The organism is Sphingobacterium pedocola, assembly GCF_015209965.1.
In the GTDB taxonomy this organism is placed as follows: Bacteria; Bacteroidota; Bacteroidia; order Sphingobacteriales; family Sphingobacteriaceae; genus Sphingobacterium; species Sphingobacterium pedocola.
Genome location: NZ_MU158690.1, coordinates 1,220,941 through 1,246,794 on the forward strand (window position 1 = coordinate 1,220,941; position 25,854 = coordinate 1,246,794).

At 41.8% G+C, this 25,854-nt stretch carries 28 protein-coding genes; 14 read left to right on the forward strand and 14 right to left on the reverse strand.

Going from position 1 to position 25,854, the window contains the following annotated elements; all coding sequences use genetic code 11:
* The 3 genes from C4F40_RS15040 to C4F40_RS15050 all read right to left on the reverse strand — a co-directional run bounded on the left by C4F40_RS15040 (window position 1) and on the right by C4F40_RS15050 (window position 4,616).
* Window positions 1-2,025, reverse strand: a complete 2,025-nt coding sequence (locus C4F40_RS15040) for a thioredoxin domain-containing protein (RefSeq protein WP_196940198.1) — start codon at window positions 2,023-2,025, stop codon at window positions 1-3.
* A 95-nt stretch (window positions 2,026-2,120) separates the two neighbouring features.
* A complete protein-coding gene (locus C4F40_RS15045; protein WP_231390081.1) occupies window positions 2,121-2,621 on the reverse strand; it encodes a SixA phosphatase family protein in 501 nt (166 codons plus the stop codon).
* Window positions 2,622-3,512: 891 nt separating this feature from the next.
* Window positions 3,513-4,616, reverse strand: coding sequence for a hypothetical protein (locus C4F40_RS15050; protein WP_196940199.1), 1,104 nt, complete (start codon window positions 4,614-4,616; stop codon window positions 3,513-3,515).
* 124 nt (window positions 4,617-4,740) lie between these two features.
* Here C4F40_RS15050 and C4F40_RS15055 point away from each other — a divergent pair, with 124 nt between their 5' ends.
* Together C4F40_RS15055 and C4F40_RS15060 are read left to right on the forward strand one after the other, a co-directional pair.
* Window positions 4,741-7,122, forward strand: a complete 2,382-nt coding sequence (locus C4F40_RS15055) for a TonB-dependent receptor (protein WP_196940200.1) — start codon at window positions 4,741-4,743, stop codon at window positions 7,120-7,122.
* 497 nt (window positions 7,123-7,619) lie between these two features.
* Complete coding sequence (locus C4F40_RS15060; RefSeq protein ID WP_196940201.1) at window positions 7,620-8,507, forward strand: hypothetical protein; 888 nt, start codon at window positions 7,620-7,622, stop codon at window positions 8,505-8,507.
* A 35-nt stretch (window positions 8,508-8,542) separates the two neighbouring features.
* On the opposite strand, the gene C4F40_RS15065 is transcribed toward C4F40_RS15060, so the two are convergent.
* The gene (locus tag C4F40_RS15065; protein ID WP_196940202.1) at window positions 8,543-8,755 is read right to left on the reverse strand and encodes a DUF2683 family protein; all 213 of its coding nucleotides are present in this window, start codon (window positions 8,753-8,755) and stop codon (window positions 8,543-8,545) included.
* 420 nt (window positions 8,756-9,175) lie between these two features.
* Between C4F40_RS15065 and C4F40_RS15070 the strand changes: the two genes are divergently transcribed.
* Window positions 9,176-9,478 carry a PD-(D/E)XK nuclease family transposase gene (locus tag C4F40_RS15070; protein ID WP_196940203.1) on the forward strand — a complete coding sequence of 101 codons (303 nt, stop codon included), beginning with the start codon at window positions 9,176-9,178 and terminating at the stop codon, window positions 9,476-9,478.
* On the opposite strand, the gene C4F40_RS15075 is transcribed toward C4F40_RS15070, so the two are convergent.
* Together C4F40_RS15075 and C4F40_RS15080 are read right to left on the reverse strand one after the other, a co-directional pair.
* Window positions 9,475-9,807 carry a type II toxin-antitoxin system RelE/ParE family toxin gene (locus C4F40_RS15075; protein WP_196940204.1) on the reverse strand — a complete coding sequence of 111 codons (333 nt, stop codon included), beginning with the start codon at window positions 9,805-9,807 and terminating at the stop codon, window positions 9,475-9,477. The genes C4F40_RS15070 and C4F40_RS15075 overlap by 4 nt on opposite strands.
* On the reverse strand, window positions 9,797-10,045 hold the full coding sequence (locus C4F40_RS15080) for a hypothetical protein (RefSeq protein ID WP_196940205.1): 249 nt from the start codon (window positions 10,043-10,045) through the stop codon (window positions 9,797-9,799). Before C4F40_RS15080 ends, C4F40_RS15075 begins: the two co-directional genes overlap by 11 nt.
* 84 nt (window positions 10,046-10,129) lie before the next feature.
* Here C4F40_RS15080 and C4F40_RS15085 point away from each other — a divergent pair, with 84 nt between their 5' ends.
* The gene (locus C4F40_RS15085; protein ID WP_196940206.1) at window positions 10,130-10,513 is read left to right on the forward strand and encodes a hypothetical protein; all 384 of its coding nucleotides are present in this window, start codon (window positions 10,130-10,132) and stop codon (window positions 10,511-10,513) included.
* Window positions 10,514-10,909: 396 nt separating this feature from the next.
* On the opposite strand, the gene C4F40_RS15090 is transcribed toward C4F40_RS15085, so the two are convergent.
* The 5 genes from C4F40_RS15090 to C4F40_RS15110 are packed head-to-tail and all read right to left on the reverse strand — an operon-like array spanning window position 10,910 to window position 12,403.
* On the reverse strand, window positions 10,910-11,281 hold the full coding sequence (locus tag C4F40_RS15090) for a type II toxin-antitoxin system VapC family toxin (protein WP_231390082.1): 372 nt from the start codon (window positions 11,279-11,281) through the stop codon (window positions 10,910-10,912).
* Between the two features lie 7 nt (window positions 11,282-11,288).
* Window positions 11,289-11,528 (reverse strand): hypothetical protein, encoded by a 240-nt coding sequence (locus C4F40_RS15095; protein ID WP_196940208.1) that lies wholly within the window; start codon window positions 11,526-11,528, stop codon window positions 11,289-11,291.
* 40 nt (window positions 11,529-11,568) lie between these two features.
* Window positions 11,569-12,000 (reverse strand): type II toxin-antitoxin system VapC family toxin, encoded by a 432-nt coding sequence (locus tag C4F40_RS15100; protein ID WP_196940209.1) that lies wholly within the window; start codon window positions 11,998-12,000, stop codon window positions 11,569-11,571.
* Window positions 11,997-12,224, reverse strand: coding sequence for a hypothetical protein (locus tag C4F40_RS15105; protein WP_196940210.1), 228 nt, complete (start codon window positions 12,222-12,224; stop codon window positions 11,997-11,999). The genes C4F40_RS15100 and C4F40_RS15105 overlap by 4 nt, the downstream gene beginning before the upstream one ends.
* Before the next feature lie 17 nt (window positions 12,225-12,241).
* Window positions 12,242-12,403: a hypothetical protein gene (locus C4F40_RS15110; RefSeq protein WP_196940211.1), complete on the reverse strand. Its 162-nt coding sequence runs from the start codon at window positions 12,401-12,403 to the stop codon at window positions 12,242-12,244.
* Window positions 12,404-12,891: 488 nt separating this feature from the next.
* On the opposite strand from C4F40_RS15110, the gene C4F40_RS15115 reads away from it, so the two are divergent.
* The 3 genes from C4F40_RS15115 (at window position 12,892) to C4F40_RS15125 (ending at window position 13,893) form a co-directional block, all read left to right on the forward strand.
* Window positions 12,892-13,254, forward strand: coding sequence for a hypothetical protein (locus tag C4F40_RS15115; protein ID WP_196940212.1), 363 nt, complete (start codon window positions 12,892-12,894; stop codon window positions 13,252-13,254).
* Between the two features lie 109 nt (window positions 13,255-13,363).
* Window positions 13,364-13,594, forward strand: coding sequence for a hypothetical protein (locus C4F40_RS15120; protein WP_196940213.1), 231 nt, complete (start codon window positions 13,364-13,366; stop codon window positions 13,592-13,594).
* Window positions 13,588-13,893: a type II toxin-antitoxin system RelE/ParE family toxin gene (locus C4F40_RS15125; RefSeq protein ID WP_196940214.1), complete on the forward strand. Its 306-nt coding sequence runs from the start codon at window positions 13,588-13,590 to the stop codon at window positions 13,891-13,893. Before C4F40_RS15120 ends, C4F40_RS15125 begins: the two co-directional genes overlap by 7 nt.
* Window positions 13,894-14,091: 198 nt before the next feature.
* On the opposite strand, the gene C4F40_RS15130 is transcribed toward C4F40_RS15125, so the two are convergent.
* A complete protein-coding gene (locus tag C4F40_RS15130) occupies window positions 14,092-14,733 on the reverse strand; it encodes a hypothetical protein (protein WP_196940215.1) in 642 nt (213 codons plus the stop codon).
* 617 nt (window positions 14,734-15,350) lie between these two features.
* On the opposite strand from C4F40_RS15130, the gene C4F40_RS15135 reads away from it, so the two are divergent.
* The 3 genes from C4F40_RS15135 to C4F40_RS15145 are packed head-to-tail and all read left to right on the forward strand — an operon-like array spanning window position 15,351 to window position 20,782.
* Window positions 15,351-16,205: a TlpA family protein disulfide reductase gene (locus tag C4F40_RS15135; protein WP_196940216.1), complete on the forward strand. Its 855-nt coding sequence runs from the start codon at window positions 15,351-15,353 to the stop codon at window positions 16,203-16,205.
* A complete protein-coding gene (locus C4F40_RS15140) occupies window positions 16,202-19,408 on the forward strand; it encodes a SusC/RagA family TonB-linked outer membrane protein (protein ID WP_196940217.1) in 3,207 nt (1,068 codons plus the stop codon). Before C4F40_RS15135 ends, C4F40_RS15140 begins: the two co-directional genes overlap by 4 nt.
* Window positions 19,409-19,420: 12 nt before the next feature.
* Window positions 19,421-20,782, forward strand: coding sequence for a RagB/SusD family nutrient uptake outer membrane protein (locus C4F40_RS15145; protein ID WP_196940218.1), 1,362 nt, complete (start codon window positions 19,421-19,423; stop codon window positions 20,780-20,782).
* Window positions 20,783-20,891: 109 nt separating this feature from the next.
* On the opposite strand, the gene C4F40_RS15150 is transcribed toward C4F40_RS15145, so the two are convergent.
* Together C4F40_RS15150 and C4F40_RS15155 are read right to left on the reverse strand one after the other, a co-directional pair.
* Entirely contained in the window at window positions 20,892-21,245 is a 354-nt protein-coding gene (locus tag C4F40_RS15150) for a hypothetical protein (protein WP_196940219.1), read from the reverse strand.
* Window positions 21,246-21,393: 148 nt separating this feature from the next.
* Window positions 21,394-21,861 (reverse strand): MauE/DoxX family redox-associated membrane protein, encoded by a 468-nt coding sequence (locus C4F40_RS15155; protein ID WP_196940220.1) that lies wholly within the window; start codon window positions 21,859-21,861, stop codon window positions 21,394-21,396.
* Window positions 21,862-22,347: 486 nt separating this feature from the next.
* On the opposite strand from C4F40_RS15155, the gene C4F40_RS15160 reads away from it, so the two are divergent.
* The 4 genes from C4F40_RS15160 (at window position 22,348) to C4F40_RS15175 (ending at window position 25,853) form a co-directional block, all read left to right on the forward strand.
* Complete coding sequence (locus tag C4F40_RS15160) at window positions 22,348-22,875, forward strand: RNA polymerase sigma factor (RefSeq protein WP_196940221.1); 528 nt, start codon at window positions 22,348-22,350, stop codon at window positions 22,873-22,875.
* 41 nt (window positions 22,876-22,916) lie between these two features.
* Window positions 22,917-24,254, forward strand: a complete 1,338-nt coding sequence (locus C4F40_RS15165) for a FecR domain-containing protein (RefSeq protein ID WP_196940222.1) — start codon at window positions 22,917-22,919, stop codon at window positions 24,252-24,254.
* Window positions 24,255-24,418: 164 nt separating this feature from the next.
* Window positions 24,419-24,643, forward strand: coding sequence for a hypothetical protein (locus C4F40_RS15170; RefSeq protein ID WP_196940223.1), 225 nt, complete (start codon window positions 24,419-24,421; stop codon window positions 24,641-24,643).
* A 115-nt stretch (window positions 24,644-24,758) separates the two neighbouring features.
* Window positions 24,759-25,853, forward strand: a complete 1,095-nt coding sequence (locus tag C4F40_RS15175) for a glycosyltransferase family 4 protein (protein ID WP_196940224.1) — start codon at window positions 24,759-24,761, stop codon at window positions 25,851-25,853.
* Window position 25,854: the final 1 nt, after the last annotated feature.

A 25,854-nucleotide genomic window follows, 5' to 3' on the forward strand; every position in this document is an offset into this window, starting at 1 on the left:
TTAATTTATGGGATTATTATCCCTGTTATTATTTATTAATTCTAGAATCTGAGTAATCGACGACTGAGGAAGACTACATGTTTTATTCCGGCAAAGGTAGGCTTTTGGTTCCACACCTTGTCTATTTTTTAACAATGGAAGTGTGCTTTTTGTTCCTCCTAATGTTATTTTATTTGGAATGTAGTAGCTATCCATCTCTTTTCGCCAAGCCAGTGCAGGCTCTCCGGTCAGTGCAATTTCATTGGTTCCGAAATGATGTTCCAACAATTGGATTGCCCAATTGGAGTAGGCCGATCCGTAGCTTTTGATGTGTGGAAAGACGTTTGCAAATACCTGATCCGCAATAGCGGTGTAATTTTCATCGTCAAATAACAGGCCCAATTTATACAGTTGGCGTACCAGAGTAGAGGTGGAGGCCGGAATTACATTATCCATAATTTCGCTTTTGCGGGCGATAAGTTGTTCGGCATCTGCTCCCGTATAGTAGAATGTCTTATCTTGCCTCTCGTAAAAGAAGGAAATAGCGAGATCGGCGAGTGCTTTACCTTCAAGCAGCCAATACTCATCAAATGTGGCTTCGTACAGTGAAATATACCCTTCAATCGTAAAAGCATAGTCATCAAGAAAACCGTTTATTTTACGATTGTGATCAGCCGGTTGATGAAGCAGTGCATCGTTCTCCATACAATTGTTGCCGATAAAGTGACCTATACCTAAAGCAAGGTTAAGGTACCGATCTTCATCAAAGACACGGTACGCATCGACTAGACCCTTTAGCAATAGCGCATTCCATGTCGTGAGCTGTTTGTCGTCCAATCCCGGTCTTACACGCTTTGCACGGTAGGATAGGAGTTTATTTTTGATTTCTTTTAAATAGCTATTCCATTCTTCCGCCGTAAATCCCGCTTCGGTAATAAAAATTTGATCTGTACTATTTACTAGGGGGATGTTTGTGTTTTCTTCAACCCAGTTGCCGTCTTTAACGATATTAAAATACGAGCGGAAAAGATCTGCATCCTCTCCTAGAATATCAAATTCAGAATAATCAAAGGTGTAGAATTTTCCTTCCACGCCTTCGCTGTCCGCGTCCAGCGCACTATAGAATCCGCCATTTGCTGCAAGCATTTCCCGTTCGGCCCAGGTAATCGTTTCTTCTACAACGCGCTTATATAAGGTGTTTGGCTTTTGCTGATACGCTTCGCTATAGAGGCTGATTAGCTGTCCGTTATCATATAGCATTTTTTCAAAATGAGGCACATGCCATTGTCCATCTACAGAATAACGCGCAAATCCGCCCCCGATTTGATCGTAAATTCCGCCATTAGCGATTTTTTCCAACGTAAAATGAACATGCTCCAGCACGACTTCATCTTCAGCGAGTACCGCGTAACGAAGGAGAAATAGCCAATTGTTGGGTAATGGGAATTTTGGTGCCCGTTGATAGCCACCATCTTTGAAATCAAACTGCTCCTTCCAGGGCAGCACGACGGATTTGATATCTAATAGGGAATATTGTTCCGGAATAGGAAGAATGGGGAGCTGCTCGGCTTTATGTATCCCAGCGGTCAATCGTTGTGCATAGTCGATCGCAACTTCGGGTGTTTCTTCCCACATTTGTGCAATCTGTAACAGTACATTTTGCCAGTCTTGCGGTCTGAAATAGGTGCCACCATATATTGGTCTACCATCGGGAAGACAAATACAATTTAGGGGCCATCCTCCTGCATTCGTCATTAATTGGACGGCTATCATATAAATTTGGTCGATATCCGGGCGTTCCTCCCGATCAATTTTAATTGGCACAAAAAACTTATTCATCGTTTCCGCGATCGCCTCATTCTCGAAGCTTTCTCTTTCCATCACATGGCACCAATGACAAGCTGAGTAGCCTATACTTACCAGTATCAGTTTGTTTTCTTCTTTTGCCTTTGCCAATGCTTCCGCTCCCCATGGCATCCAATTTACAGGATTGTGCGCGTGTTGCTTAAGATAGGGAGAGGTTTCGTTCTGTAGTTTGTTTGCCATAAAAGTATAATTTTCCTTCGTCCGTTCGGACATTATTCGACGGACTACTAAATAATTAACGCTGTTTGGTTGATATAGTTTACCCTAAGATGCTGCTATTTACCAGTTAAAACATTTTTCAAGTTACCGGTACCTCCGGATGCAGATGCAAAATCAATATCCTTGTCAAGTTCTATAATAGCTACATTGGCAGTCAAGAGGTCGATATCGCTATTGCACAAATAGTTTGTAAGATCCGACAGACCGGGGTTATGCCCAAAAATTAATACGGAGTTATAGTAATCCGTTATTTTATTAATCACCTGAAGGATATCCAGGTGATATGCTTCGTAGATATTTATTTCTTTTTGAATTTTTTCCGCAGGATATCCTAAAACATTGCTGAATATTTCAGCAGTCTGGATGGCGCGGTTCGCCGGAGATGAGATCACTAATGTTTTTTCGTTGAGGGTAACAAAGTCTGCTAATTCTGTTGCGATGCTACGGGCACGTTCTTTTCCTTTCCCGATTAGATCGCGGTTAAAATCTCTTTTCGACAAGGAATGCTCTTCCGCCTTTGCATGGCGTGCAATATAGAGTGATTTTGTTTCCATCATTAAACTTAGTAAAAATGCTTTACATTCACAAGCCGAGTCAGCTTACGGTGTTCGGAACGGTCAATAACTTCGGTGGATTTCACTTACGCTGCCTGAGCCCTTTCATCCTTCCGAACGAGGGGGAATCTAAATCATAATGTTTTAAAACAAGCTCTATTAGATGAAAAATGAAAGGCCTTCAGCCGGGGAGACTGAAGACCTTTACTAACCAATTATAAACCTGACCAAAGATAGTGTGTTTTGTACACTTTACCGAATTGAATTTGCATCTTTTTTGTTACTTGCGTGTGGTTTTTCGTTAAATTTATTTTTTTTACCCTTAATTTTTGGTGTTTTATGAGTTTTTTATTGATTAAATGGTTTTATTTTTAAATTTTTTGTTCTTTATCCTGTTTTTGTTTTATGTATTTGCTTTTTTTATTCGTTTATGTGTTTTTTAGTAAGTTATTTTTAAGAATTTGATATTTTTTATTGTTTTTTTGTGTGTTTATTTAGTTAGAGTAATCTGTCCGTCAGTAATTACGGTGTAATTATGCGCTGTTTGTTCTTTGTGGGTATATTTTTTTATGAAAGTGAAAATAAAACGAAAGGTAACGGTGAGAATAGGTGTAATGGTGCTTGTGTTAATAATTTAGCCAATTTTGATGCATCAAGTGTCATTATGCCAGTACATTTAGTTGTGGTAAACCAAAGCTCTTGATTTTGATGCTTATTTTTATCTTAAATTAACCTGAAACTTGGGTTATTATATTAGGGTAGGTTCCGGACCCAGCACCATCAATGCCAATGCGGAGCCATTAATTGTACTGGATCACTACCCTTATAAGCCAATATAAAAGCAAAAAAACCTCGCAAAGAAAAAAGTACGCGACAGCATGCTTCCTGTTCAACTTAACCCGCTGACATAGATAATGTGAGGTTGGTTGTAAAGGTAAGGCCGGTCGTGGTGATGGCTTTTACCATTATTTTGTAACTGCCTGCTTGAAGCGAATCGTCTTTTTTTACTTTCACGCTACCAGTTTTAACATTTATTTCGAAGATACCATCCTTATTTTCAAATGTTTGTCCGTCTTTTTCAATCGAAATGATAGCAAAGGTAGATTTATATTTCTCCGGATATAAAGTTGGTGCGGCAGACAAATAACCATTAGACAGCCCAATATGAAGAAAATCATGGCGAATGGTCAAGTTATATTCGGGGTAATAAATGCCGTAAAAAAAAATGATCTGGGGAATAAATATGACCCTAAATGTGGTAGAAGCAACCGTAAAACCATCTTTCTGTAGCGCAGGTGAAAGATTATACTCCATTTCAGCTTTTTGGGCGGGATCGCCGGCTGTGTTAGCGAATAGGATTTCGTTGCCTTCCAGTTGAACTATTCCTTCTTCGCTGGCTTGCTTTGGTAGATGCCAGGTGGTTCCTTCAGTAGCTATCGCTGGAGCCTCCAATTCAAAGTCTGCCCCTTTATCGCTATACAGTACATAAGCATAGGGAAGTTCTCCCGTATGTTCAAGTCCTTTTATCCCCACCTTACCTGGGCTCACTTTGAGCGATACGGTTTGCTCACCTACAGTAGAACCGTTTGAAGCAGATGCGATAACCGTAAGTTGATAGTTTTCCGGTATGCGAACGCCACTGGTCGAAGATGTGGATCCATTGGGGTATAAAAGCGCGCTGTTGATATATACTTTCCCTTCTTGATTGTCGATACGGATGGCACCGTTCAACTTATCATGTAGTCTACTCGACCCGTTGATCTGTATATTTTCCGTTTTACTAAATTCGACCTTTAGGGAAAGATTTTCCTGCTCGGTAAAGGTAGAAGGTAAGGTAAGCGTCTCCTCTTCGCCATAGCTAAGGCTAATTTCTGTCGGTAATTCCAGGGCCTTTTCCACAGGAGGCGCTTGTTCATCCTTGCTGCACGACGATGTAATGAGTAGTAATGTCGAGATGCCGATAAAAAACATCTTTCTGTTGTAGTGTTTGAGTTTCATATATGTTGTTTTTTTTGCGAAGGTAATGAGATGTTTTAAATAAAGCAACATAGTTGCATTATTGTTTTGTTTTTATATTTTTGCAGCAATTAACAGCAGATATATATTTTAAGTCAATAACACGATGCAACAAGACTTTTTACTTAACGTGCTTCTCTTGGGGGCATTCTTCTCTATTTCCAATATGACTGAAGCCCAGGAGAAGACCGTCACGGATAGCATCAAACTGCCCACTGCGGTTGTTGTCGGATACAAACCATCTAAGGGAAATGTTACCGCTATCGACCGCGCAACTTTAGACCGGGTGCAGTCGCGTACATTGGGCGAAACACTTAGCTATACTCCTGGAGTACAGAACGCCTATTTCGGTCCCAACTCCGGTACGCCGATGATCCGAAGCCTAAGTGGCAACCGTGTCAAAGTCTTAACTAATAGCTTATCCTTTCATGATTTATCGGGTATAACACCCAATGTAAATATTAATGTTGATATGGATAACCTGTTAGGCATAGATGTCTATAAAGGAGGGGCTAGTGTATTATATGGGGGTAAGGCTATTGGAGGAGCAGTAAATATGCGCGATAATACCATTCCGGAATTTATGTTTCCAAATACATGGTATGGGAGGGCTACCGTAGAAGCCGGAACAAACAGTGGTAATAGACAAGCGGTAGATGTGAACGGTAATTTGGGCGAGCGATGGGCGTGGCATATCGGCGGAATGAACCAGCAGAACAACGATCTGCGTATACCGGGCAATACCAAAGCACCGATTGCTTACGACCCAGCCATTGATCATCTTACCCAGGCAATGGCCCAGGTTCATGTAGATTCAGAAACAATACGTAACCTAAGCTTATATCCCTATTTGAGTCAGTTCGTTTTGGATTATATGAGTGATCCCCGCTGGGATCTTTCGGAGGCAGATCTTTACACCTTTCAGGATCACTCCGTGATCGGTGGTGTACGGATACCTAACCCAGTAAATGATCAGTATGTAGCTGGACAAGATCCCAGCACCCCGCTCTCGACGACCATTGTAAAAGGTATTTCCGATTATGCGCCGGTAAAAAAAGGCATCATGCCCAACAGCCATTCGGAAAGCCGGGCTGTGAATGTGGGAAGCAGCTATATTCGCCGTAATTATCGGATCGGGTTAGGTTATCGGGCGTCAGAAGGTTATTATGGAATTCCCGGATTTGCCCTAGCGACGATACCAAAGCATACACATGAACCCGTAGCGCAGGCACCTGAATATGCCCCGATTAATACGAGAGCCCTGTCACATAGTTTGCTTTTCGAATCGGCTTATCGACCAACGTCGTCGATGATCACGAATGTGAAGTTAAACTATATGTTCCAGTATGCCGATGACCGTGAGCTGGTTGGCATCTATCGGGTCAATAAATTCAATACCAACAGGCATACGTTCCGTACCGAAGTGGAACAGCAGGTCTTGAAGTTTTGGAAGGGTATGAGCGGTCTTGATTTTTCCCACTTGAAAATAGATGGCGGTGGTGTACAACGGTATATTCCCAATAACCAAAGCCATGAGGTGGGCGCTTTCACGCTGCAAAAACTGGACTTCAATCCTGTCGTGGTCAATCTCGGCTATCGGCATGACTGGGTGGCACGGCGGGCGACGCGCGATGGTACGTATAAAACCAGTCGTGGAATGGCGGGCGGAAAACTCTCTGCTAGAGATTTTCATTTAAATCACTTTACGGGCGACCTGAGATGGAGCATATTGAAGATAGCGTATCTGGAGGGGGCGGTTAGTCATGCAGAACGTGCGCCAGATGTCAACGAGCTGTATGCCGGAAATAATCATTTTGCGATCTTAGTTGAAGAAAATGGCGATGATCGGTTACCCAAAGAAATTGCACGCTCATATGAACTGGGCGGTGGCTTGCAATATAAAGGACTGCATTTTAACGCGACGTATTACCAGACGACTTTTGAGAATTACTTGTATCTAGCGCATACAGGTATCTCGCGCTCTGGGGGCTTTCTAGTTAAAGAATGGAGAGCATCGGATACCGAAATTAACGGCATTGAAGCACAGCTTGGATACAAACATAGCTGGAAGAAAGGCCGGAGCTGGGAAGTATCTACCTATTGTGATTTGGTTAAGAACAGGAATACGGCCGACGATAGTATGCGACAGTGGGCGGAAGGCGACTATATGCCTAATTTGCCTACCAGTCGATATGGTCTTTCGGCGGGTGCTTTGCTAAATCGCTTTATGATTTTTTGTTCATTTGATCGTTATCTCGAACAACGTTTTCTCGGAAAGAACATCAACCCCGAACCACCTATGCCGGCCTACTCTTTACTTGCTGCTTGTATAAGCTACCCGTTGCAGATAGTTGGATATACCATCGAATGTTATGCACGTGGAAACAACTTACTTGATGTGGAAGCCCGTCCGCAGAATTCGTTCTTAAAGTATCTGGCGCCGCTTCCTGGTCGGAATATTTCCTTAGGAATCAAAGTTGTTATATAGCGTTGGATGTTCAATGCTTGACGTATTTTAGACGCGAATGGCGAATAGATTGTAAGGAAGGTAGCCAATTCATCGCTTAGCTGCCTGATGTCATTTAGGATTTGGCGGTGTTTTTTGGCAATCCGTTTCAGGTCTTTCTTGAAGCCCGACGTTAAAACAACCTCAAATGTCATTGGCTCAAGGCACAATGTACATTGCCGACTTTTTACTCCTGTTTGGCGCAAAGTATAAGCTGTAAATGGACGACGTTTTGCAGCAACTGCGATATACTGAGCTCCTATGAATAAATGCTCGTCAGAGCGGAAAACATGCAATGCATGTTAACCTTCAAGAATGCGGTTTTAGATCAACGCTGCTATAAAGCTTCATATTTACGATATTTATCCTTATTTTAGTATCTGTAAACATCTATGCTTTGGAGATCAACGAGATTTGGCTCTACATTTATAAACAATATCATAAAATAAAACCATTTGTATTTTTTAAGACTTTAAATTATGAAATCACAAGCAGAATTATTTGAACATATTATTGCCACAGTCGGCAACGAAGAACAAGTTAAGAAGGAGATGGAATTAATCTTCGGTTGGAAATCAGACCAGGCCAGCAAAATAATCGCGGGTGAAGAAGAGTTTCATTTCGTCGATTTACCAAGGTTGGCAGACCACTTTAATTTAACTGAAAATGACATTTTCGCAACGAATGTTGTTGACGTAACGGCATCAGAGTCCGATAAAGTAAATGCAGTATCCGTTAGTAATATCGGTGAAATGTGTAAGAAGTTACGCGTTCTTTTCGAGCGATTTTCCAACCAGGCTGGCGCCGTAATGCTTTTTAGCAATATCGATATCCCTTTGCCCATACTGATGGATTATGAAGATTTGATCTGGCTGTATTTTTATGATATGGAAAAGTACGGTGCTGCCGAAGAACAGACTTTTGAAGCCTATGTTCGAAACGCCAAAACGGTAGATGTAATGGAGGATATCCAAGCCATCGGTCAATTATACCTGCAGTCTGATTCTGTAGAATACTGGGCTGGCGATGCAATAAATAATTTCATAGAAATGTTATTTACTACGAAGAAGGAAAATAGGTTTGAAGATAATAATACGTTTGAGCTTCTCAACAAGCAAATTGCTGCCTTAAGCGAAGACATCCAGACAGCTGCCAAGAAAGGAACTAAGGAGTATGGAGGTAAGTTGAGCCTATATATTTGGGAGTTCGGAATTAGTAGCCAGCAAATTCACTTTACAGCAAATAACCTCAATAGTGTTCTTTGGATGAATGTAATGAAACCTATGGTTTTAATCACAGCTGATAAAGTGTTTTATGAGAGAATGCGGATGGGTCTTGAAAGGTACGCCAAAATGCTTACAGAATAAGGGAGTGAGGTCGTTTTCAGCTTGTGGTAAGTAAACTATTTCCATAAACCATCCAGCTCTTCAAGAGTAACAGTTATTCCTTTGCCTTGTTTCAAATCCTCATCCCCTTGTTGTATTTTTTTTACAAAGTCTGGGGAATAAGGGCTGTCATCTGATTTCGTCTCAAAGTCTATCTTCAAAGCTTTAGCTATAGCTTTAATGGCTGCCAATTGTTCTTTATTTTTAGGGTGAAGAAGTACCGCTTCCATAACAAATTCCTTTCTTTATTTTCGTATTCGGCCTTTCCGCCGATATTCTTTACATTATCATTCGTTTGAGAAGAACCATTTCTCGAAGCTTCAATTCCCGAATCTTTGCTTTTGTTTAATCTGATCGAAATTCGTTCTCTAGCCATGAATCAACATCACTACACGAATATACTAAAAATATAAAACATATAACAAAACTTCTCATCCATCACAAACCACAGGGTGGATTTTACCCTCTGGCATTTCATGCTTTAACTTGTCCAGGATCTGTTTTTATAGTCTGCGACGGAAAGTAGAAATCTGGAATTAACCAGTCTCTATTTCCTCATTTATTGTTACTTAATTCCATATGCCCGATAGCAGCAGTAATGCCCATTTTCATGATATCTGTCTGTGCGATAGAGACTCGGGGGAAATATTTTGCTGAATGCGTTTGATTTATATGGCCAGCAAGAGTCTTTCGTTGAAATTGCCAAATATGCAAATTCAACTCAAGAGTTTTACGAAGGATTGGGGTTTATTTACATGGAACTGATTAACTTTGTAAAAGGCGAGGGCGAACTGGAGAGCGATCTGGACAAGGTATTCTTTATGCTTAAGAATATGTCTAGGTTAAAGACGCTGCCGCGGATACTGAATTCGGATGTATTCCAGCGGTTTTTCCAGTTGACGCGTTACGCGAAATTGACAAAGGAGGAGCGACTAAATCCACCACTTCATTAAATAACCCCTTCATCTATCAACCGCTGTATAACGGCATCTACATCGACAGTGTCATATTCATTCTTTAAGTAAATTTCGGATAAGATCACTGTTTGCCCGACCACTTTTATATAGGTAATCACACGCGCACCACCTGATTTGCCTTTGGCGGTACCTGAAATAGCTAGCCGGATTTTGTAAACATTCTGGCCTAAATCAGTTCCTAACGTTGGCTTTTCAGCCAATTCATCGCTTAGCTGCCTGATGTCATTCAGGATTTGGCGGTGTTTTTTGGCAATCCGTTTCAGGTCTTTCTTGAAGCCCGACGTTAAAACAACCTCAAATGTCATTGGCTAATTCCGCTTCAATTTCGGCAATAGCATCCTTGGCGTTCTGCAATTTCAGGTTTCCTGCTTCCCATTCCTTGATTTCGCCGAAGGACTGTTTCAGTTTTTTATATAGCTTTTCACCGTCTTTGTCCAATCCGGCCTGCTTGTCTATCTTATAGCGCAAGCCAAAACGGTTCAGGATTTCCTTCAATACAGGGAGATCTTTATCGTTGTCTATATTTACCGTTAACGTTGTCATACTACAAATTTACGAATTATTTTTTACCATTCACAAAACAGCCCATAGCTTCTGCGAGTTAGCACACTGGATCGACCGTTGCAGATGACCGTTCGCTCAGATTTCTCCGAGTTGGCCAAACCCGATCTATATTACACGCCGACCATGTCAATGGATGATTTTGTGGAGGTCGGCCTTTTTTTGTTTTCCCAAATGCTTGGATCTTTCGGTTTCATTCCGGCATCGTTCTCCGATGACGATCGGAGAACGATCGGGGCGCGAAGCCGGAAATGCAGAACTAAAGGAGAAGCAAGGCATAACGCAGAAGCGTGCAACAAAGTTGTACATTCTTGTCCTGAGCAGGTGCTCCCTATACGCCAAGTATGTGCTAAGTATACGCTAAGTACTGATATAGTATTAAATGAATATAGTACAAAAAAACCTTATTTCGGGAGTGAAATGACCTTATACTATGTCAATATCGTATAATATTGCTGACATTGTCAAAGCACCAGTACATAAAAATAATACTTCAAGCGTACAATACGCATACTACGCAGATAGGGTACGGTACAAGAACCGCATGAGGAGCATCAGCGGGGAATCTATATGGCAAGGATATCTCTTTTATGTTTTAATAGTTTGTCATAGTTTAAAGCGGACTTGGCAAAAAAACGGCAATATTATAATTTTGCCAATTGTCTGCGAATCCTTTAAATTTATTGGACTGTGATTCTAAATTCCGGACAATGACAAGCTCACCAGTGGCCAGTGGCTTTTTTTCCTTGTCTGATAGAAACTCTTTTAGTTTCAGATGCACTTTGTCTACAAATGAGGCTGCGCTTTTTTATGATGTGTGGCGCTATAAATGCTTTTTGGCTTTGCTTACCACTTTTCGGTGCTAAGCGGTACTACTTCTTTAAAATGAGCATCCCGAGTTATTAACGTCAATCTGTGTTGCGTTGCAATGGCAGCAATCCAAATGTCATTTTCAGGAATGGGTTTTCCCTTTTTGAGTAGTTCGGTTTTGATAATTGCATATGCATTAGCTGTTTCCGCATCGGCTCCTATAATATTGCATTTCTTCAAAAAAGCATTTACTTGGGATAAATGTTTCTCCACATGCGAAGAGCGATAAGCACCAAGCAATAGCTCTCCAAGCACCACGTATGGAATGTCGACTTGCTGTCTGTTTCCCAGATTAGTCATGATGGTAGGATTCCCTTTAAATAGTTCAATGACTATATTCGTGTCCAAAAGGATGTTATTTCCAGTCATCGGGATTTATCGTTTCACAAGCTTCTTCTATGGCTCTTTCAATTTCGTCGGCTTCTTCCTTACTCCATATCCCAGAAAATTCCTGAGCGATTGATTTTGTCTTCACTTGTTTGTTGCCCTTAGCTCTGGCTTTTTTTAGTAAGTCCTCAAGCGCTGCCAATGTCGATTCGCTATTTATCTTTAGTACTTCTTCAATAATGTACAATTTTCTTGCATTAGATTCCATGTCTACTTTTTTGTTTCGTCCTCTACCTTTTTAACGTTCCTTAAATTGTCACTGTCAAATTCTCTTTCGAGAAAAAAGATAGCAATAACTTATCAGCGGTAACAAAAAGACCTGCTTTATCTTTGAGGCTTACGGCAGTCGATAACTGTATGCTATCTAAAGTACGCAAGCCGGATTTACCGTATCGAGCGACCAGTTTGACGGCATTTTCGATAATCGATGCGTCGATAGGTACGATATTATATTTTTTTAAATCACGATCTAAAACAGATATGGTTTGTTCCGCTTGCAATTCGGTAATTTCCTTCATCCTTACTTTTCTCCAGAGCGTAGAAGCGAATTCGAGTTTCGTTAATTCAGAAAGAAAGACGCCCGAAATAGTATTTTCTATGAAGATCTTCTCAAATTCATTGGTATCGACTTCGTAATGATATAGTTTAAACAGCGCGCAGGTGTCCAGAAAAATTTTCATATTTCACTTCTTCTATCATCAGCGGTAGAATCACTTAAAGAACCTTTGTAATCTTTTAATATCTTACGACTTTTGGAGAAAGAGAAATCCGATAATGAGACCTGATCTTTGGAAGAATCTGTAGTTTCCCTTTCCTTGCGAAAACGAACAAGCTTCAATACCTCCAGATTTTTTAAGAGCTTTATGGCCTCGTCATTAAGAATATCTAATGTTACAGTTTTCATATGATTAGTTCCTTTCCTTACTCGGCCTTTCTGCCGATGTTTTTTATATTATCCTTCGTTTGCGGAGAACCACCTTTTAAAGCTTCTAACTCAGTCTTTAAAGCTGCTATTTCATCCTTAAGTTCTTGCTTCTCGTCGTGCTCTTTAATCAACTCTTCCTTGAAATATATTATGCGCATGTCGCGTATATTTTGTCCGAGATGTTTTTTCTGTTCCTGTGCCATAATAAAGTGCATTCTCGATTTAAACAAATATAACGAATTTTTTGGGGTGTATGAAATATGTATTTTACATATCGTGAACAATTCATTATAAAATGGTTAAGTGGTATCATTGTATTCATAAACCACACTTTTTTCTGTTTTATGAATTTCTCTTCTCGCTCTATTGATATAAAAACAATGAAGCGTATGACCAACAAAAAACAATTATTCAAAAACATCATTGTCGCGCCGGAGTAAAATGCGCGCGAAAAAGCCAATTTGGCCTATCCGGTAATGCGAGAGATAAACCCTATTGATCTTTTTATGATGTCGTCCAAAACCGCATTCGGATTTTTTACAAACTATTTTTTTAAACTGTAGAGGAACTTCTAGGAGTTAGGTGATAGGCGTTAGGAGCCAGAGCCGAGCTGCCTTTTATAACCTTTACACTAACCACTAAAAGAATGCGAAAATTACGCAAAGGGGAGAGGTATGCGCTGTTGCCAAACATAACTCCCAATCAATTTAAAGATCCCTCCAAAGTCGGGATGACAAAAAAGAAGGAAACCCAGCTTTGTCATGCCGAGGATACGAGGTGTTTACTTAGCCGTTTATTTAGATCCTCCGCAAACAACAAATTTTTAAACGACATTTTAAAGAAGTGCTGCCTGTTTTTCATATGTGTGTTGTTTAGTGAGGCCCAAGCGCAGTCTGCTGGAGAGCTGGCGGTTGGTTTAGTTCCCTCAATAGCAAACTCTAGGTGGATCGGGGTTTTGGGATGTTTCTTGTCAAAAAAAGAGGCTAACGATTTGAAAGAAATCCGGTAATCCATTTTCTTCGATGAATTCCACAGTAGCAACAAGAATCGCTGCTTTGATCTTATATCTTTGTATTTATCATCAGAAATTCTTAAATTTGATATTAAGATTAAAAGTTATGGCGAGGATCATAGAAAGTGAAATGCTCAATTACTTTACACAGCTGAACGACGCTGAAAAGAAATCAGTTGTCCAGATGCTTAAAACGTTTATTAAAGGCCGTAAAGAGGGAGAGCAATCTATAAATATTGAGCAGTATAACGCGGAGTTAATGGAGTCTGAGGCGGAATTTGAACGAGGCGAATATATAACGCATGAACAGCTTCTAGCAGCCATTAAAGAGTGGTAAAAGGCACTCCTCGCATTGTCTGGACGAAAATGGCGCAAAGTCATTTAAAGCAGGTGTTTGAACACATCGGCGCGGATTCCCCTCAAAACGCATTAAAAGTCGTAACTGATATTACCGATACTGTTGAAAAGGCTGCTGAATATCCAGATGCCTATGCCCCGGATAAATTAAAACTTGAAAACGATGGCACATTCCGGGCATTTGAAAAGCATCATTATCGGGTTTCATATCGGTATGCAAAGGGTGTTTTGCGGGTTTTACGGATCAGGCACACCAAGATGAAACCTAAATATCACTAGCTCTTATCTATTTCATCCTCAATATTAGCCTTATACTTCTTCCTGATTTTTTCTTATTCTATTGCGATGTCTTTGAACGATTATCTCGCGACACTATTTGCCCTCCCCTACTTCGGCAGCGTGCCATCCATTTCGTCCTGCTCCACGATGCTGCGCAAAAGGGCATATGCAAAGCCGATGCTATTTTTTCAAACTGCGCTACGGCAATTTTTCCGGTCTCGTCGCGGCAGGTTCATTGGCGGCTAACGCTTTCTTCCCAACTTCAGTGGTATAGTATTGTTGTCCAGGATCATTTAGGTTGTCTGGGTTGGTCATAGTCATCCACTTTGCTTTTTTCAGGAAATCCAATATGTCTTCGAAGCGTGGCGTCTTGGAATTCAGGCCGATTTTCTTGAACAACTCGCGTTTAGACGCCGGCGACCAACCGGTTATCAACATATTATGCATGTCTTTGATATCGTTATCATCGAAGCTGTATGCTTTTGCTTCGTTCGAGACCAATTTTACTTGGTGTCGAAGTTGGTCAATCAAATGGTTGACACTCTTCTCGGTCAGCGTATTTTCATCACTCGCTTCGCCGAGGGCGAGGAAGTCTTTGTTGAATATGTCGTCGTTAGCCAAACCATTGGCTTCAATTATTCCAACAATAGAATCCAGTGTGATATTTTCGCTGCCCGCCTCGTGTTTGCCGTAGCTGCCTTCAGGTAAATCTTTAGCTATTGCAAAAGCAGTTGAATTGCCATATCCACCTTTTTTTCTTAAAGATTTAAAGGCCTGACCAAGTGTTTTTAACAATTTAACTGTTCTAGGCCGAAGTATTTTTCGTGGTTTGCTTTCCATATTTAAAAGAACCACAATATTTTTTGTTAATTTAATCGTATACGATTATATAAATTTGCATTTATGGGTTATATGTTTTATTATTGCATAATCAAATTTTATATGAATAAATTTTAGACAAGATATTAGTTAAGTAATTTTTAATTTAAAAAAGGTATAATTAAAGAGTCTCACTTACCCAAAGTCCGAAACTTTTATTGAACGGTGAGAGCGATAGATTATGCCTACATCTCTTAATGTGCTATCTTTGTAGCATTAAGAATGTGGGCACTATCGTTTCTGTTGAGTTCAAAGGTTTCGGACCCTAGGGTATAAGACAGAGCGATGTGCCCCTTCTTATTTGAGACTCGTTATCAAAAACGATAATGAGCAAAACAATAACCATATCGAAAATCCCTGTTCACTTGCCTTTTGGCAAGCGGCAGGGATTTTTTAGTATTGGTTCAATTTCAGGTCGTCCTAAGAACCTAAAAAACCGGTTCAAGAATGTGATCAAAGCTCCTGTTTGAGAATAAAACAGCTATTCTATAGCTCTCCAATATCTCACTGCGTGGCGCCCGCACATAGATAGATTTTTTCAATTAACAAAATTATGAATGTTATAAATCTACATATCAATGAAGCTAATTTACAGCTGCATAGGGCGCTTCTTTTCCAATATATTGACACTTTCAGATATAGTCCGAATACCTCAAAGAATATTTTCGCCTGCCTCTAAAGGACATAGACTGGTAATGCCCGGCAGGTTTCTCTTGCTTACTACGATTTTTGTTTCAATGTTTAGTGACGCCCAGGCGCAGTCTGCTGGAGAGCGGACTGTCGCAACGGGTCAAAAGCTGACGGACGTAAATATTACGTATAAATTCAGGTTTGACAGATATACCAATGAGCAGGCAATGCGTATTTATCCCTGGGCCGATCTGGAAAGATTTCCATTAATTGCCTACGATCTGGATTATTCAAGTACTCCGGATGTTGCGATCGGCGCTGCTCTTCCTGAGGAAGTAATGCTTATGCCTTTTCCAGTTGTAGACGCAGTCGGGAAAAGGGATATCGCCAGTCTTTCAAGCTTTCCGAAAGATAAACTTATCATACTGGATTTTTGGGCCACCTGGTGTTCGCCCTGTGTGGCATCCATGGAAAAGTGGAATACCTATCTCAAAGAGATTGGTAGCGAAATCATGGTTTTTGGTGTTATGCTCGATTACGATTACAAGGCTCAGGGATTTGGACAGGACCGAAACTGGCAGATACCGATCGTATTTGGTCCGCAGGCGTATATCATGAACAGTTTCTTTTTTGACAGACAGGCGGTAAGCCGGATAGTCTGGATAAAAGACGGCCGGCTTATCGCTATTACGGGAACCGAGGGTTATGACCTGCAGCTCATCAGAGACGTGATAGCGGGTAAAGATGTAGATATCCCAACGGTATCTGACTGGACATATACACAAAAAGCCAACAAACGATGAAAAAAATACTATTTACGCTATACTGTGCTATTATTGCACTTTCGGCAGCACAGGCACAACTCTCAGGCCATGTGCTGGATATAAATGGAGCGGCGTTGCCTGGAGTAACGGTCTCTACACTTCGGGGGAAACAATCTGTACTAACGGATGCTGAAGGAAATTTTGCATTCGATCATGTCAGTCTTCCAGACTCGCTCTCGGTACGTTATCTAGGCTATCATCCCCGCACGGTAGAACTGACCCAGGGTAGGGATATGCTAAAAATTAATCTCGAGAAGGACGGACGATTTATAGAGGAAGTGGAAATTATCAATACCGGTTTTTATCAGATTCCGAAGGAACGCGCTACAGGGGCGTTTACCCAGGTCAATAATGAACTGCTCAACCGGTCGGTAGGGGGTAATATCCTGCAGCGTTTAGAAGGTATCGCCTCCGGCGTGCAGTTCGTTAATCCCGGAGGTACCAATGCCTCGGATATCCGGGTGCGGGGGCTGGCAACAATACAGTCCGATGCTTCGCCGTTGATCGTGGTCGATAATTTTCCCTATGAAGGCGATATTACCTCGATCAATCCCAATGATATCCAGAACGTCACCATATTAAAGGATGCTGCAGCATCCTCAATTTGGGGTGCGAGAGCCGGGAACGGCGTAATTGTTATAACGACGAAGCAGGGTCGTTATAACCAAAAAGGCCAGCTGTCGCTGAACAGTAATGTGACGATTGGAGGCAAACCCGATTTTATGTACAGCCGTAACCGCCTGCCGAGCGCAATAGTAATGGAGGTCGAAAAACAAAAGTACGAGCACGGAGGATACTATATACAAAATGCGCAACAGGTGCCATTTCCAGAATATGTGGAGATGTTGATCGCACTGGATAACGGATCGTTAGATCCCGAAGAATTTGCTCAGCGGGAAGCAATCATGAAGGAGACCGAAGTGCGTGAGGAAGCATTAAAATACCTCTATCAGCCCTCCATCTACCAGCAATATGCACTAAATTCAAGGGGAGGGGGAGATAGGTTTACCTATTACCTTTCTGGCGGTTACGATAGGAACAGGGAGGACGTGATTGGTAACGGTGGCAGCCGGATGAACCTGAACATCCATAATACCTTTAAACCGTTTAAAAACCTTGAAATTGGTACGGCTATATGGTACAGTGAACAACGCGTACAGAATAATGGTTTGACACTTCAGGATCTTCGCGGCGATGCAACACATGTAGGGCTTTCTCCCTACAGCAGATTGCAGGATGAAGAAGGCAATGCGCTGGCCATTGTTAAAGACTACCGGCAGACCTATATCGATAATGCTGAAGCGGAGGGCCTATTGGATTGGGCGTACCGCCCATTGGATGAACATGATCTGATAGACCGACGAGGCAGGCGGGACGAACTTCGTGCGAACGCAAATCTAAAATTCGACTTTCTGCATTACTTTAATTTAAATGCGACATATCAATATATCAAGGGCAATAATCAGCAAACGGTAGAATATGATAAGGACAGCTATTACGTACGCGATTTAGTCAACAGGTTTACACAGCCTGACGGCAGTCTGGTTATTCCCCGTTTAGGTGTTTATCAACAGTTAAATTCGAGCCTGTCCGCAAGTCATTCCGGACGTGCTCAACTGAACTATGCACGACATATCGGTCAGGATCATCAGTTTATTGGCTTGGCCGGAGGAGAGATCCGTGAGTTTGTGCAGAACACATTGCCGGGCCATACCCTGTACGGCTATGACGCGGAGTTAATGACAGGTAGTACGAACTATAACTATACGCAAAATTACACGGTAAGGCCAAGCGGCCGTTCACGTATCACAGCACCGTCTTTTGTAAAGCAACGCTATATAGACCGCTATCTGTCCTATTTTGGAAACGCCAGCTACACCTTTAAGGAGCGGTATATCTTATCCGGTTCGCTACGTTGGGACGGTTCCAATCTTTTCGGTGTGAAGACTAATCAAAAGGGAACGCCCCTATGGTCACTCGGTGGAAGTTGGGACATAAGCAAAGAGCACTGGTTTTCATTGCAGGAAGTGGATTATCTTAGGGTAAGGGCGACCTATGGAAGTGCAGGGAATGTAAATAAATCCGTCAGTGCCTATCCGACCATACGCCATTTTTCGAATGATTGGATAACCGGCTTTAACAATGCAGATGTTAGGACAATAGGAAACCCGTCGCTGCGCTGGGAAAGGGTAAATACAGTCAATATCGGGACTGATTTTGAAATGCTGAAAGGTCGCGTTTCGGGTAATATTGACTATTTTACGAAGAAATCCACAGATCTGATCGGTGCAGACCTGCTGCCGCCCAGTACCGGGATAATTACAGGCGGGACAGCTATAAATTCCAACCTCGTCAATTACGCCGATCTGAGAACACGGGGTGTGGACATACAGCTCCGGAGCGTAAACCTCACAGGTACTCTCAACTGGAATACGACGGTGCTTGTGAACTATGTCTCAAATAAGGTAACCAATTATAAGGCAAATGAAAGTACCGCATTGTACAGTTATTTTGATTCACCGGCTACGCCCGTCGTGGGAAGCAGTAGAGATGTCGTCTATTCCATTCCATGGCAGGGGCTAAGCCCTGAAAATGGCTATCCGCTGGTATCTCTCGACGGAAATGAAAGTCAGGATTACCGTACATACTATCTCGGACTTGTTAGAGATGATCTGGTGGTATCCGGTGTCCGTATCCCCCCTTTTTACGGTTCAATGCGAAATACGGTATCGTTTAAGGGGGTCGCACTCGACCTGATGCTGAGCTGGAAAGGAGGATATGTTTTTCGAAGATCATCGATAAGCTCCGGTAATGAATACAGTTCATTATATCACATGGACTACCTTAAACGTTGGCGTACTCCGGGCGATGAAATATGGACAGATGTTCCAGCCGCGCGCGAAATCGGAGAGACGGAAGCTTATGCAAGCAGTATATATAAGGATTCGGAGGCGCTGGTGGTCAAAGGTAACCATGTGCGCCTTCAGGATGTGAATCTCTCTTATCGTATCCGGCCGTCCAGGTTACAATCTTTGGGAATTAAAGAGATCAGGCTATATGCTTATGCACGGAACCTGGGCGTAATCTGGAAGACCAATAAGCTCGGTATCGACCCGGATTATGTTGATGTAGAATATTCGGCGCCCCGGAATTATTCTATCGGAATAAATATGGACTTTTAAATAAAGTAGACGATGAATACGATAAAACGATATTTTAAAACCCTGTTATTGCTTTTTTCATTGACAGGATGTGGAAAGGAATTTCTGGATATAAAGAGAAATTCCAATCAGGTTGTTCCCAAAAATATATCTGATTACCAGGCACTATTGGATTATAATCCGGTAATGAATAATGCGGGTTCTTTTGAACTGGTCTGTTTGGGTACTGATGAATATACGCTACCCGGAAAAACCTGGGAAACAGCTAGCCCTGTGTACTACACACACGTGAAAAATGGATATATATGGGCAGATGATGTATATGAAGGAAAGGAAGTAAATGACTGGAATTGGGCATATCAACGGATTATGTACGCAAATTTAGCACTGGATGTGGATAAGCTTGAGGTTTCACCGGATCAGGAGAATAATCGCAACAATGTCAGGGGGCAGGCGATGTTCCACCGCGCATTTACGTTTTACCAGTTGGTACAGGCTTTCTGTAAACCTTTTAACCCCGGTAGTGCCGAAACCGATCCGGGAATACCTCTGAGGTTGGATTATGATGTTTCTGTTACTGTTGATCGAGGAACTTTGAAGGAAGTCTACGCACAAATATTACAAGACCTGACTACCGCGGTTGATCTACTTCCGGATTTCCAGGAAAATAATTACCGGCCTTCAAGACTTGCTACTTATGCTTTACTCGCAAGGGTATATCGGGAAATGGATAGATGGGATGAGGCTCTTGCCAGTGTACAATATGTGCTGGAAAGGAAACTTGATTTATTAAATTTTAACGACTTTGACGATGCCGGTCTTTATTCTTTTGAAAATATGAATCGAGGACTGTTAAATCCTGAAATTCTCTTCTATTGCCATACTTCGGCAGGTTATATACAAAGTAATGGCGTGGTGACAGAAGAATTTATTAACAAATACAAAGATCATGATCTAAGAAAATATCTCTTTTTCAAAGACGATAAAAAATTCTATGGTTCCTATGCTGGATTTAATTATTTTACGGGACTTGCGGTTGATGAGGTATTGCTTATCAGGGCAGAATGTCTGGCAAGAAAAGGAAATTTTAAAGCCGCTGCTGAGGATTTGGGCCGTCTTTTGTCGCATCGTTATGAAACAGACAAAGTGCCTGCAATAGCAGAAGACCTGACGACGCTTCAGTTGATAAAAGAAGAGCGGATAAAGGAATTGTATCTCCGTGGTACAAGGTGGAGCGATATCCGTAAGGCTAATCTTACTAAGGAAACAGAAATTATGCTGAAGAGAGATATAAACGGAGCGATTTACACCCTATTGCCCAATGATGATAAATGGGTATGGCCTATTCCGGACAATGAATTAAGATCAACAAGTGTGCTGCAAAATCCCCGTTAGTCAATCCCTTAGAAATTTTAAGGCACCAAAAGGTAGAATGGTGGACAAAAATATGTCCACCATTCCATTCGGCATTACCGCAATTATCTATTCGGATTAATTTGTAAGATTAAGACTGGGGAGTCCTGAATACCGGTGTTCCCAAGTCTATGTCTTCCTCGTCTGCTAAATCCTGAGCTTGTGCTACAGTGGTGATAGGACCGGTATAATCTTTCCTGTCAATAGGAATAGCACACATTTCACCGTTATTTAGTGAACAGGGGCCACTCGGACCACTTGGTAGTGCGGCTCCAATCGCAAGATTACTGGGCTCATCATGAGGTTCATCTTCATCGATCACCGTTACCTGATACCACTGCGGCGCTAATCTGCTTTCTAAATTGGTCCAGGAAATTGCAAACAAACCTGCCGCTGCGAAAGCGAAGATGCCTAGCTTGTCGAAGTTTTTAAATATATTTTTCATAATAAAATAATTTTAAAACATGTTGTTGTGTTTTGATTTCATCAGGTCCATCGCATGACCTGCTCCTTGACATTCTAAAAGCTTTTGTCAGAAAGAGTATTCTTTATAGTTTCGCAGGGTAAGCTTTGTCCCTGCTCACTCAGTTCATTCACGCTGAGGCAGTACCCTCCTTCCTGCTGGCTTGGGAAGAGAGGTCTTCTTCCTGCTTGCTTCTATAGGATAATGCCAAAGCTGTTATACCTGGTATAATAAATGCAAGGTTGAAAAGAATATGGTTGCCGAATCCGTATTGAGTAAGGATACCTGCGCATATACAGACTTCACCAATGACACCCTGCCAGGCAAGTACAAGATATAAGGTGAATATGCCAGATAATATAACGGAAAATACTAGTCCGCGTTTTGCGGTTTTCGTGTTAATCAGCATAAAGATTAAAGTCAGTTCGATAAATGGAATTAGCCAAAATAGGATTTCGCCGACCCAGTTCGCAAAAGGTTGCATGTGCATTTCCTCACGACTTGTATTCCAATTATAGAGCTTGATGACGGCAGCATATCCCCACAAAATAATAAACGCGTACCGTGCTATCTGCTTTATGTATTTTTGTGCTTTCATTTTTTTTAAAATTTATTCTATTCTCCGTTACTGGATTTCAAACTTCTTATGCAAATTTATCAGGTCTGATCTAGAGCGACTTGTGTCATTGATACACATTTTCTCATTTATGAATTTTATTTTTTATCTGCTCGAATCGCTTATTTTCGCTGCCAGTACCGCAGGGCTTTGTAATACTTCCGGTGATCGTGATTGGCGCTTTTAACTGCGATGTCTTTTCAGTAAAGTCAATACAGATCTGTGTTGATATTTATATTCAACATATTGAAAATCAGATATTTAATTTCTTTTTTTTGTTGTTTTTGTCGTATCTTTGATTTAATTAATACAATTATTTCATTGCTATCTATATATAGCTGTCATAAGTAGAGGAATTGTACCGCCTGAAAAAGTGCTTATTTTATAAGTTCCTGTTTTTCAGTTAAATAATTTATACCTTTTTTATGTTGGCTCTATAAATCAAGGTGCAGACATAAACCCTATGATATGGATAAAGAACCTTTTAACAGATTGACGGACGAGCCTGATCTCGCTTTGCGGCTCATCATGGAAAAGCATGGTGAGCAATTAACGAAGTGGATCAGAAATTTTATACCCCATAATGACGAACTGGTCAAGGATGCTGTACAGGAAACACTTATCGTGCTATGGTCAGATGCCGACAAGGTTGCTACGGCAAAGGACCCCTTTATGTGGATGATGGTGATTGCCAAAAACGTATCCCTGAGCAAGCTTCGTCGTGAACACCAAGATCGAAGGGTACCGCTGGAAGAGATCGAAAACCTATCGTGTAACATTCAGGCGGATACCGAGCTGAACTATAAGGACACGGTAGATGATATTGTATTAAATGCGAGTAAACTTACCCCTAGGGAGCAGGAGATTCTGATCGGCTCTAAACTGCATGGAATGGAAAATAAGGAACTCGAAAAGAAACATGGCTTAGCCCCACAACGTGTCAGAAACCTACTGAGTTCCGGACTGAAGAAGATCAGACAGCTTCTTAAGGACTAGCGGTGGCAATTTAATTATAGTAGTGTATTAGAATTATCAAAATGGAACATAATGAAATAAATATCAAGGAATTGATCAGGAAGCAGATACTGGGACAGCTCGATGCCGAGGAGGCTGCTTTACTGGAAAGGGAAAAGGTGCGCTATTCGGAAGAGGAATACGACGGGATGATCATAGAAGAATTGCGGCAGTTGGAAGGACAGTTGCCCCCGGATCCGTTGGATGATTGGGAACCCGACTTTGAGCATATCATACGCAGGGGAAATGAGCTGCGTAGCAAGCGACGGCGAAACCTGTATATGGAATGGGGGGCAGCGGTAGCGATGTGGCTTATGATCGGCGGCACGGTAGTCTACCTTTTTGCTACAAAGCAAGAAATCAAGGATATATTACTGCTGGATGTAGCCTGCGGGCATCTGGAGGGCAATACCGAGATTCCGGTCCTAGAATCCAGTTGTGTGGTACTCCTGGGTGATTCGACGTTGATTCGGGTTGATCAGGATCAGTTTGGAATAATCCAACAAATTGGCGATCTGGTGATCAGCCGTACCGATGCGGGACTGCTGCGTCTGAAAAGGAACGCCATGGATGGGCAGGAGGCACCCTCTACTATAAAAGATGTCATGATCTATACGGGTGCCCGGCAGCAATGTGTAATGGAACTGGAAGATGGTACGCTGGTTCGTTTAAATGCGCAATCGTATATACGGTATCCGCTCCTCAAAAAAGATAGCTTATCCATCGGTTTTTCGGGCGAAGCATATGTGCAGGCCCTTGGCGACGATGATGGCAGGCCTCTGGCAATAGCTACACGCAACGGCAAGGTAACTGTTCAGGAAGGCGATTTTGTGGTTAGATCGACGGAAGATTATACGAAGGCGGTACTGAATACCGGAGAGCTCGATCTGTATTCCTATAAACTTAAGGAAGCGGTTACCTTGCGGTGTACTAACGACTTTGGAATGATCTCGCCGAGTGCAAACTCGCCGAAGCAAGCACCCCGGGATTCACTTATTTCTGCATCTAATGTAGATTTTGAGGTCGCTAAGATGTGGACGAAGGTCGTACGTACCTATGAAGATATCCCCCTTCGGGCATTTGTCGATGAGATGAGCCGGTGGGAGGGATTCACGATCAAGGACTGGCAATGTGTACCGAAGGATAAGAAGATCAATGTGTCGGTATGTTATCTTAATGATCGGAAAGAAGTATATGCTGCCATTCGCAAAGCGGGGGTCTTATTGTATGAAGAGAAGGGAATGATCAGTTTCTGTGCAGAGGATAACAACCGCCGGATGGTCTTTAAGGAATGGAATAGCGGGGATAAATCGTACACAAGCCATAAATTAGAAGGGGGTGTGCAGGATGAGTGGAGATAAAGAAGTTTTAAGCAATGTTGCCGGTTGTGACCTCGAAGTCAATGAGGCCGCAGAGCGCACGAAATGCCGGGCGACCGGAAAAGTAACCTTTAACTCAAAGGCCGAGGCGGTATTCTTTATTTACTGGCTGAAGTACCGGTTTAAGCACCGGCCACGTCGTGCCGATGGTGGACACCGAAAAAGAAGGAGCTTGGCTCGGCCTAAGCAGCGCCGCGCATACTATTGCCCGCATTGTGAGGGATATCACCTTACCAAATGGACGGAGGGGGAGTACCATAGAAGCAGATGGTGATTATACGCTTAGGAATAGCTTGGAAAGGAAGAGGTTCATGATGGATTTTTTGTTGTTTGACCGTGGTGGGGTAGCGAAGGGTTATTTTAAAGGGTAAAAAAATGGCTGTATAAAGCTGAAGCCAAATTATAGAGGCATATTATTGTAGGTTTTAAGATGTTTATCGATTATTTTTGTAAGGTTTGGAAAGCTTAATTATTAATATGTTCTAAATGAGAATTTTGTATGATTATCAAATATTTTCGGCTCAGAGGTTTGGGGGAATATCTCGATACTTCGTCGAACTAATGCGGGGCATTGAAGCGAGGAATGAGGTCAGCTATTCTTTGGATGTGTTTGGCAATGTCAATCATTATTTAGCGAAGGGAAATGCAAGGGATTTTGGTTTTGTCGAAAAGCTGAGAAAACATCATCGCAAATCGCATCGAATCCTGGATAAAAATAGAAACAAAGTGATAGAGCAACTTAACAATAAGGAGGTAGATGTTTTTCATCCAACATATTTTGATCCATATTTTGTTGGCCATCTAAGTAAGCCACTGGTGATAACAGTGCACGATATGACGTATGAGAATTTTCCAGAATTCTTTTGGTCTGGTGATCCTACAGCGTATCAAAAGCGGATACTCATTGCTAGAGCGGATAAAATTATTGCCATTTCGGATCAAACGAAGAATGATATTTTGAAGCACTATGATGTCGATGAAAGCAGAATTGAGGTGATCTATCACGGAATAGATGCTGTGACACCTATACACTTTGAAGAGGTAAGGGATATTCCGGCAGAATACATCTTATACGTCGGCAGTCGCAATGGTTATAAAAATTTCAGTTTGCTCGTTCAGGCATTTGGGGTTCTATCCAAGCGATATTCAAATATTAAACTGGTATTAGCTGGTGGGCCTTTGGAGATTGCCGAGAAGGAACATTTGTATAGAAATCGTATTCTCGATAAGACAATACAGATCGCAGCGACTGATGAGCAGCTCAATACATTGTATAGAAATGCGCTGTTTTTTGTTTATCCGTCAATTTACGAAGGCTTTGGGTTGCCTATTTTGGAGGCGTTTAAGAATCGATGTCCGATTTTGTTAAGCAATGCCAGTTGTTTCCCTGAAATAGCGGGAGAAGCTGCCGCCTATTTCGAAGCTCTCGCGCTGGATTCGTTAATAGAGCAGATGGAGTGCTTATTAACAGATACAGAATACCGCGCAAAGTTGGTGGAGAAGGGGGATGAACAACTAAAGCACTATAAAATAGATTCTTGTGTCGAGAAAACCATCGGTCTCTATCAAAAGTTGATGTAAT

What these genes read in the sequence shown, in the direction of transcription:
- C4F40_RS15145 (WP_196940218.1), top strand. Translation starts at nt 19,421, where the DNA reads ATGAATACGATAAAACGATATTTTAAAACCCTGTTATTGCTTTTTTCA.
- C4F40_RS15135 (WP_196940216.1), top strand. Translation starts at nt 15,351, where the DNA reads ATGAAGCTAATTTACAGCTGCATAGGGCGCTTCTTTTCCAATATATTG.
- C4F40_RS15045 (WP_231390081.1), bottom strand. Translation starts at nt 2,621, where the DNA reads ATGATGGAAACAAAATCACTCTATATTGCACGCCATGCAAAGGCGGAA.
- C4F40_RS15160 (WP_196940221.1), top strand. Translation starts at nt 22,348, where the DNA reads ATGGATAAAGAACCTTTTAACAGATTGACGGACGAGCCTGATCTCGCT.
- C4F40_RS15080 (WP_196940205.1), bottom strand. Translation starts at nt 10,045, where the DNA reads ATGACAACGTTAACGGTAAATATAGACAACGATAAAGATCTCCCTGTA.
- C4F40_RS15060 (WP_196940201.1), top strand. Translation starts at nt 7,620, where the DNA reads ATGAAATCACAAGCAGAATTATTTGAACATATTATTGCCACAGTCGGC.
- C4F40_RS15050 (WP_196940199.1), bottom strand. Translation starts at nt 4,616, where the DNA reads ATGAAACTCAAACACTACAACAGAAAGATGTTTTTTATCGGCATCTCG.
- C4F40_RS15065 (WP_196940202.1), bottom strand. Translation starts at nt 8,755, where the DNA reads ATGGAAGCGGTACTTCTTCACCCTAAAAATAAAGAACAATTGGCAGCC.
- C4F40_RS15170 (WP_196940223.1), top strand. Translation starts at nt 24,419, where the DNA reads ATGGTGGACACCGAAAAAGAAGGAGCTTGGCTCGGCCTAAGCAGCGCC.
- C4F40_RS15150 (WP_196940219.1), bottom strand. Translation starts at nt 21,245, where the DNA reads ATGAAAAATATATTTAAAAACTTCGACAAGCTAGGCATCTTCGCTTTC.
- C4F40_RS15105 (WP_196940210.1), bottom strand. Translation starts at nt 12,224, where the DNA reads ATGAAAACTGTAACATTAGATATTCTTAATGACGAGGCCATAAAGCTC.
- C4F40_RS15110 (WP_196940211.1), bottom strand. Translation starts at nt 12,403, where the DNA reads ATGCGCATAATATATTTCAAGGAAGAGTTGATTAAAGAGCACGACGAG.
- C4F40_RS15175 (WP_196940224.1), top strand. Translation starts at nt 24,759, where the DNA reads ATGAGAATTTTGTATGATTATCAAATATTTTCGGCTCAGAGGTTTGGG.
- C4F40_RS15085 (WP_196940206.1), top strand. Translation starts at nt 10,130, where the DNA reads ATGACCGTTCGCTCAGATTTCTCCGAGTTGGCCAAACCCGATCTATAT.
- C4F40_RS15130 (WP_196940215.1), bottom strand. Translation starts at nt 14,733, where the DNA reads ATGGAAAGCAAACCACGAAAAATACTTCGGCCTAGAACAGTTAAATTG.
- C4F40_RS15075 (WP_196940204.1), bottom strand. Translation starts at nt 9,807, where the DNA reads ATGACATTTGAGGTTGTTTTAACGTCGGGCTTCAAGAAAGACCTGAAA.
- C4F40_RS15165 (WP_196940222.1), top strand. Translation starts at nt 22,917, where the DNA reads ATGGAACATAATGAAATAAATATCAAGGAATTGATCAGGAAGCAGATA.
- C4F40_RS15095 (WP_196940208.1), bottom strand. Translation starts at nt 11,528, where the DNA reads ATGGAATCTAATGCAAGAAAATTGTACATTATTGAAGAAGTACTAAAG.
- C4F40_RS15120 (WP_196940213.1), top strand. Translation starts at nt 13,364, where the DNA reads ATGGCGAGGATCATAGAAAGTGAAATGCTCAATTACTTTACACAGCTG.
- C4F40_RS15055 (WP_196940200.1), top strand. Translation starts at nt 4,741, where the DNA reads ATGCAACAAGACTTTTTACTTAACGTGCTTCTCTTGGGGGCATTCTTC.
- C4F40_RS15040 (WP_196940198.1), bottom strand. Translation starts at nt 2,025, where the DNA reads ATGGCAAACAAACTACAGAACGAAACCTCTCCCTATCTTAAGCAACAC.
- C4F40_RS15140 (WP_196940217.1), top strand. Translation starts at nt 16,202, where the DNA reads ATGAAAAAAATACTATTTACGCTATACTGTGCTATTATTGCACTTTCG.
- C4F40_RS15115 (WP_196940212.1), top strand. Translation starts at nt 12,892, where the DNA reads ATGCGAAAATTACGCAAAGGGGAGAGGTATGCGCTGTTGCCAAACATA.
- C4F40_RS15100 (WP_196940209.1), bottom strand. Translation starts at nt 12,000, where the DNA reads ATGAAAATTTTTCTGGACACCTGCGCGCTGTTTAAACTATATCATTAC.
- C4F40_RS15155 (WP_196940220.1), bottom strand. Translation starts at nt 21,861, where the DNA reads ATGAAAGCACAAAAATACATAAAGCAGATAGCACGGTACGCGTTTATT.